The sequence below is a fragment of the Microcystis sp. M53603_WE2 genome, from assembly GCF_030065435.1.
Window position 1 is genome coordinate 1 of sequence record NZ_JASJFF010001025.1, and the last position, 5,163, is coordinate 5,163.

General features: G+C 45.2%; 7 protein-coding genes and 1 pseudogene. 7 read left to right on the forward strand and 1 reads right to left on the reverse strand.

The window, feature by feature from the left end; all coding sequences use genetic code 11:
• Positions 1 to 185 (forward strand): annotated as a pseudogene (locus tag PX481_RS21570) (peptide chain release factor 1); the annotation flags it as partial.
• Between the two features lie 220 nt (positions 186 to 405).
• Here PX481_RS21570 and PX481_RS21575 read toward each other — a convergent pair.
• On the reverse strand, positions 406 to 1,581 hold the full coding sequence (locus PX481_RS21575; RefSeq protein WP_288024121.1) for a transaldolase: 1,176 nt from the start codon (positions 1,579 to 1,581) through the stop codon (positions 406 to 408).
• Between the two features lie 210 nt (positions 1,582 to 1,791).
• Between PX481_RS21575 and rpmI the strand changes: the two genes are divergently transcribed.
• From rpmI to PX481_RS21605, 6 genes are all read left to right on the forward strand, one after another.
• Positions 1,792 to 1,995: a 50S ribosomal protein L35 gene (gene rpmI, locus PX481_RS21580; RefSeq protein WP_002781071.1), complete on the forward strand. Its 204-nt coding sequence runs from the start codon at positions 1,792 to 1,794 to the stop codon at positions 1,993 to 1,995.
• A 31-nt stretch (positions 1,996 to 2,026) separates the two neighbouring features.
• Positions 2,027 to 2,374 carry a 50S ribosomal protein L20 gene (gene rplT, locus PX481_RS21585; protein ID WP_002739593.1) on the forward strand — a complete coding sequence of 116 codons (348 nt, stop codon included), beginning with the start codon at positions 2,027 to 2,029 and terminating at the stop codon, positions 2,372 to 2,374.
• A 13-nt stretch (positions 2,375 to 2,387) separates the two neighbouring features.
• Positions 2,388 to 3,344 carry a PhoH family protein gene (locus PX481_RS21590; RefSeq protein WP_072926257.1) on the forward strand — a complete coding sequence of 319 codons (957 nt, stop codon included), beginning with the start codon at positions 2,388 to 2,390 and terminating at the stop codon, positions 3,342 to 3,344.
• A gap of 6 nt (positions 3,345 to 3,350) precedes the next feature.
• Positions 3,351 to 4,319: a cysteine synthase A gene (locus PX481_RS21595; RefSeq protein ID WP_287733090.1), complete on the forward strand. Its 969-nt coding sequence runs from the start codon at positions 3,351 to 3,353 to the stop codon at positions 4,317 to 4,319.
• A gap of 158 nt (positions 4,320 to 4,477) precedes the next feature.
• On the forward strand, positions 4,478 to 4,756 hold the full coding sequence (locus PX481_RS21600; RefSeq protein WP_004162819.1) for a hemolysin XhlA family protein: 279 nt from the start codon (positions 4,478 to 4,480) through the stop codon (positions 4,754 to 4,756).
• Positions 4,757 to 4,916: 160 nt separating this feature from the next.
• The coding region (locus tag PX481_RS21605) for a transposase (RefSeq protein WP_502888624.1) at positions 4,917 to 5,163 on the forward strand (247 nt) is incomplete at its 3' end.

The window sequence follows — 5,163 nt, forward strand, 5'->3', positions numbered from 1 at the left end:
CCCGTTCGGAAAAAATTCGCACCTATAACTATAAGGATAATCGTCTCACCGATCATCGCTTAAATCAGAATTTTTCCCTCGATCGCATTTTAGACGGCGCCATCGAAGAGGTGATCCAATCTTGTATCGCCAAGGATCAACAGGGAAAACTGGCAGAATTAGCCGCTGCCCAAGAGACAGCTTAATCAGTGATCAGTGATCAGTTACCAGTGATCAGATTTTAGTTTTCAGTGAATAGTATTGAGTGGCAAGTTCAGAGCTTTCTGTTCACTGATTACTGATTACTGATTACTGGTTAATGTTTACTGTTCACCACAAAAAGCTCCCCACTCCCTGCACTTTCCCCACTGGTGGGGGTTAGTGCGGGTGGGGACTGATGCCGGTTAGTTCAACTCACGACTAATTCTAAGCTTCCACTAAACGAAAAGCCGCACCCAAACCGACAGCGATCTCATCGGGAGAAATTCTGCCATCATGGTTAATATCGATCGCATCGAATACCGCATCGGTTCCCGCCCATTCTTCCCGGGTGATGAAACCATCCCCATCATGATCATAGACTCGAAAAATATCTTCGGCGGCGTGTTCTAGGGTTGACTGACCTTCCAACTGGGTTAAACGTTGAATCAGCAATTGTTCTAATAATTCTAAAGCTTTGGTAAAACCTTGAATACCTTCCGTTAGTTTTTCGGAAGCCATGGCATCTTCGGCGTGCATTTTCTCAAAAGTCGCTTGATCCATGGCAATTTTGACAATATCAAGGGTTGCGGCCTGTGCTGGATCGAGCTTACGGGGTAAATCGGCTTCTGTCTCTTGCAATTGTTCGAGCAGTTTCGGAGAAATGGTTAAAAGATCACAACCAGCTAACTCGCAAATTTCGCCGATATTGCGGAAACTTGCCCCCATAACTTCGGTTTTATAACCAAACTTTTTATAGTAGTTATAGATCTGGGTAACGGATTGGACTCCGGGATCTTCAGCGCCAACGTAGTCTTTACCAGTTTCTTTTTTATACCAATCGAGAATCCGACCGACAAAGGGAGAAATTAAGGTTACTCCCGCTTCCGCACAGGCGATCGCCTGATGAAAACCGAATAATAGAGTTAAATTACAGTGAATTCCCTCTTTTTCGAGGACTTCTGCAGCTTTAATCCCTTCCCACGTCGAGGCAATTTTAATTAAGACTCTTTCTCTAGAGATACCCGCTTGTTCATACTGGGAAATGAGATAACGGGCCTTGTCGATGGTAGCTTGGGTATCGTAGGAAAGACGAGCATCCACTTCGGTGGAGACGCGGCCGGGGACGATTTGCAGGATTTGCAGACCAAAACCGATCGCTAGGCGATCAAAAGCTAATTTGGCCACATCTTCCGGGGTGGCCTGCTCTCCTAATTCTTTTCTGGCCGCTTGCAGGGTTTGATCGACAATCGGCCGATATGGGGGCATTTGGGCCGCAGCCGTGATCAGGGAGGGGTTAGTGGTGGTATCTTGGGGGGTAAAAGCTTCGATCGCTTGGATATCGCCGGTATCGGCAACAACCACTGTAAATTGGCGTAATTGTTCTAGTAGGGTTTTAGCCATAACTTCTCCAGATGCGTGTTAACGCGAGACATTATCTGGATCTTAGCGATTCGATCAAGAGGAAGGGGAAAAATTCCCGATTGATTTAATTCCCAAGTACAGACCTGGCCAAAGTAAGGATGAGCCGGGGAATCTTTTGGCCACTCCTTGCCTAAAGTCCTCTATTTGTGATAGTATTAGTGATTGTGTCGATTTAATAAAAGGGAGTTTATGCCCAAGCTAAAAACGCGAAAGGCGGCGGCCAAACGATTCGAGGCCACGGGAAGCGGCAAAAAAATCAAACGTCGCAAAGCCTTCAAAAATCACCTACTCGATCATAAAAGTGCCGAACGCAAGCGCCGTCGTTTGTCCCAGATTACCTTGGTACACGAGCGCGACGAGAAGGAAGTGCGCTTAATGTTGCCCTATTTGTAAGTTTTCCAGAAAAATTGTCTAAAGGATTATCATGTCTAGAGTAAAACGGGGGAATGTCGCCCGCAAGCGACGCAAAAAAGTTCTCAAATTAGCCAAAGGTTTTCGCGGTTCCCACTCGCGCTTATTCCGTACAGCGAACCAACAGGTAATGAAGGCCTTGCGGAATGCCTATAGAGACCGTCGCAAACGGAAACGCGATTTTCGTCGTCTTTGGATTACCCGCATTAATGCCGCTGCTCGTCAACAGGGCATCAGTTACAGCCAACTGACCGGACAATTAAAGAAAGCTAATATTCTCCTCAATCGGAAAATGTTAGCTCAATTAGCTGTCCTCGATCCCGTCGCTTTTGCTAAAGTGGTAGAAACAGCCAAAGGATAATTTAGCCCCAAGCATGACGGAAACTTGGCAAACGATTCAATTCCCCAGTTCAGAAAGTGCGATCGCTTTAGCGGGTCATCAAGAAGCTAACCTCAAATTGATAGCCAGGCAAACTGGGGCAAATTTAGTCCTCAGAGGCATGGAATTGCGGATTGGGGGGCAACCAACCCCCGTGGAGCGTGCCACAGCGATTGTACGCTCCTTAAGTATTTTATGGCAAGAGGCCAAGTTAATCGCCGAAGCCGATATTATGACCGCTATCCATGCCCTCGATACGGGGCGTTCTAGCGAGTATAAAGAACTACAGCAGGATATTCTCGCTCGTACCCGTCGCGGGGAGCTAATTCGGGCAAAAACCTTCCGTCAGCGTCAATATATCCAAGCGATTCAAAGTCACGATATCACCTTTTGTATTGGACCTGCCGGCACGGGGAAAACCTTTTTAGCCGCCGTTTTAGCCGTACAAGCTCTATTAGAAGATAAAGTAGAACGGATTATCCTCACCCGGCCGGCCGTGGAAGCAGGGGAAAAATTAGGCTTTCTGCCGGGGGATTTACAGCAAAAAGTCGATCCTTTTTTGCGTCCCCTCTACGATGCTTTATACGAATTTATCGAAGCGGCCAAAATTCCCGACCTGATGGAACGGGGTAAAATCGAAATCGCACCCTTAGCTTATATGCGGGGACGAACCCTAGCTAATGCTTTTGTTATCGTTGATGAGGCCCAAAATACTACCCCAGCACAGTTAAAAATGGTCTTAACTCGCTTGGGATTCGGTTCGCGCATGGTAGTAACTGGAGATGTCACCCAAACCGATTTACCGCAACAACAGGAATCGGGGTTAATTGCCGCTCAAAAAATCCTCAAATCAGTAGAAGGGATCGCTTTTTGTTACCTATCCCGGGCCGATGTGGTGCGTCATCCCTTAGTACAAAAAATCGTCTCAGCCTACGAACAGCACGAAAAATAACAGATTATGGATATTAAAAATGGTTTCGTCGATGCGGTGGGTAATACTCCCCTAATTCGTCTCAATAGTTTTAGCGAGGAAACCGGCTGCGAGATTCTCGGTAAGGCCGAATTTCTTAACCCCGGTGGTTCGGTCAAGGATCGGGCCGCTTTATATATTATTCAAGAAGCGGAAAAAGCCGGTACTCTCCAACCGGGGGGAACCGTTGTCGAAGGAACCGCCGGCAATACTGGCATCGGTTTGGCCCATATCTGCAATGCTAAAGGTTATAAATGCCTGATTATCATTCCCGATACCCAATCCCAAGAGAAAATCGACCTATTGAGAACATTGGGTGCAGAAGTGCGTACTGTTCCCGCCGTTCCCTACCGAGATGCCAATAATTACGTTAAATTATCGGGGAGATTGGCCAGTGAGATGGAAAATGCTATCTGGGCCAATCAATTCGATAATCTGGCTAATCGTCGCGCTCACTACGAAACCACCGGCCGGGAAATCTGGGAACAAACCGACGGTAAAATTGATGCTTGGGTGGCTGCCACGGGAACCGGGGGAACCTACGCGGGGGTGGCGATGTTTTTAAAAGACCAAAATCCCCAGGTGCGCTGCCTGGTGGCGGATCCGATGGGTAGCGGTTTATATAGTTATGTGAAAACCGGGACAATTACCCTGGAAGGTAGTTCAATTACTGAAGGGATTGGTAATAGTCGTATTACGGCTAATATGGAAGGCGCACCCATAGATGATGCCATTCAAATTGATGATCCCACTGCCATCAAAGTTGTTTATCAACTATTACAAAAAGATGGTTTATTTATGGGGGGTTCTGTGGGTATTAATGTCGGTGCTGCCGTGGCTTTGGCTAAACAAATGGGACCGGGCCACACCATAGTTACTGTTCTTTGTGATGGTGGGTCCCGTTATCAATCTCGTTTATATAATCCTCAATGGTTGGCTGAGAAAGGATTGGCTTAATCAGGAATTATCGGCTCATAAATTAGTGGAGATAATGGGAGGGGGAGGGCAACAATGAGGGAAGGCAGCAAGGGAAAATGAGGCGCTTCGGTTGGGCAAACACTTAAGATAAGATAGACAACAATGCTGATAACTATCATTATTAGGAGAATCATCAGATGTCAGTTACTATTGAACAAGACCTCAAGGAAATTTTAGGTTCAATTAATCAGAAGTTAGATAATCTGCAAAAAGATGTTATGGATATTAAAATAGTACAGGCAAGATTAGAGGAAAAAGTCGATAGTTTAGAAAAAGATATTGAAGGAGTAAAAGAAGATACAAAAGAATTAAAAGGCTCTCAGAAAGCCCAGATTTGGACGTTAATCGGCATCTTGGGAACAGCTTTAATAGGAACAGTTATTCGCTATATTATTCTCCCTTTTCCTCAATCATAATTAAGACAATGAATTTTGAACCGCCTTCTGCAACAGTTATTCCTCAAATTGCAGAAAATCCCTGTACGGGCGCAGCATTTGGGCATAACCTATCGCTGAAATCCTAGATTTTTTATCCGAATGCTTCGCCCCTACCCATCAATTCCCCATCTACCACGCCATGAACGAACTGAAAAAATATCGACAATCTATTCGCTTGAAAGGCTATGATTATAGACTTAATGGAGCTTATTATATAACAATTTGTTCTTATCAGAAGCAGTATTTATTTGGTGAAATTGTTGAAGGAAATATGGAGCAGAATTTACTTGGTGATACTATTGAAGCGGTATGGTATAGACTACCTCTAAATTTTAAATTTATTGAACTAGATGCTTTTATTGTCATGCCCAATCATATTCATGGAA

Bases quoted from the DNA above. Each gene is read 5' to 3' on its own strand.
- PX481_RS21575 (WP_288024121.1), bottom strand. From the start codon at position 1,581: ATGGCTAAAACCCTACTAGAACAATTACGCCAATTTACAGTGGTTGTT.
- rpmI (WP_002781071.1), top strand. From the start codon at position 1,792: ATGCCCAAGCTAAAAACGCGAAAGGCGGCGGCCAAACGATTCGAGGCC.
- rplT (WP_002739593.1), top strand. From the start codon at position 2,027: ATGTCTAGAGTAAAACGGGGGAATGTCGCCCGCAAGCGACGCAAAAAA.
- PX481_RS21590 (WP_072926257.1), top strand. From the start codon at position 2,388: ATGACGGAAACTTGGCAAACGATTCAATTCCCCAGTTCAGAAAGTGCG.
- PX481_RS21595 (WP_287733090.1), top strand. From the start codon at position 3,351: ATGGATATTAAAAATGGTTTCGTCGATGCGGTGGGTAATACTCCCCTA.
- PX481_RS21600 (WP_004162819.1), top strand. From the start codon at position 4,478: ATGTCAGTTACTATTGAACAAGACCTCAAGGAAATTTTAGGTTCAATT.